Annotated in this window: 1 protein-coding gene; it reads left to right on the top strand. The window is 64.6% G+C overall.

The genetic code is table 11. From position 1 onward, the window contains the following. Positions 1-929, top strand: a 929-nt coding sequence (locus tag FSO04_RS45835; RefSeq protein ID WP_154568015.1) for a sigma-54-dependent Fis family transcriptional regulator, incomplete at its 5' end; no start/stop codon positions are given. Between the last annotated feature and the right edge of the window lie 63 nt (positions 930-992).

The following is a 992-nucleotide window of genomic DNA, read 5'->3' as shown; positions in this document are numbered from 1 at the left end:
TTCTCGTGCTCGGCAAAACCGGCACCGGCAAGGAGTGGCTCGCCCGCGCGATCCATCACGATTCGCCACGGCGGCACGCGCCCTTCGTCGCGCTGAATTGCGCATCGTTGCCCGATACGCTGATCGAGGCGGAGTTGTTCGGCTACGAAGACGGCGCGTTCACCGGCGCAAAGAAACGCGGCAGCGTCGGCAAGATCGTGCAGGCCGATGGCGGTACGCTTTTTCTCGACGAAATCGGCGACATGCCGCTCGCCCAGCAAGTGCGCCTGATGCGCGTGTTGCAGGAGCGCACCGTCGTGCCGCTCGGCGGCACGCGGGCGATTCCGGTCGATCTGCGCGTCGTCTGCGCAACTCACCGCAACCTGCGCGCGATGATCGAAGCCGGCACCTTCCGCGAAGACCTGTATTACCGGATCAACGGCCTCGTCGTCACCCTGCCGGCGCTGCGCGAGCGCAGCGATCTGGCGGCGCTCGTCGAGCGCATGCTGGCATTGCAGCCGGATGGCGAGCGGTTGCCGCGTCGCGTGTCCGATGAGGTGCTGGAACGGTTTGCGCAATGCCGCTGGCCAGGCAATCTGCGGCAATTGGCTAACGTGCTGCGCACCGCCAGCATCATGGCCGAAGGCGCGCAGCAGATCGAACTCGAGGATTTGCCGGACGATTTTCTGCAGGATTGTGGGGACGCGGCGGTCGACGAAAGCGCCCAACCTCCAGTGGCGCTTTCGAGCAACGGCGATGGCTGTGGCGAGCGCGAAAAACCGGCCGCGCCTGCGAATGCGTCGCCCGCGCGGATGGAAGATTGGCAGGCTACGTTGATTGCACAAACGCTCGCGCGACTCGACGGTAACGTGTCCGCAGCGGCACGCGAGTTGGGGCTTGCGCGAAATACGGTGTATCGGTATCTGCGGCGTGGGAACACGACGCATTGAAACGGCGAAGATGCTTGCGAGTTCGGTGGCGTGCTGTGAGCACTCTGTGCAGCGTGTAAAGTG

Origin of the sequence: Paraburkholderia madseniana, assembly GCF_009690905.1 — a bacterium.
GTDB classification, from domain to species: domain Bacteria; phylum Pseudomonadota; class Gammaproteobacteria; order Burkholderiales; family Burkholderiaceae; genus Paraburkholderia; species Paraburkholderia madseniana.
The sequence above is the reverse complement of the archived record's forward strand: the minus strand, read 5'-3'. Positions and strand labels throughout refer to the sequence as shown.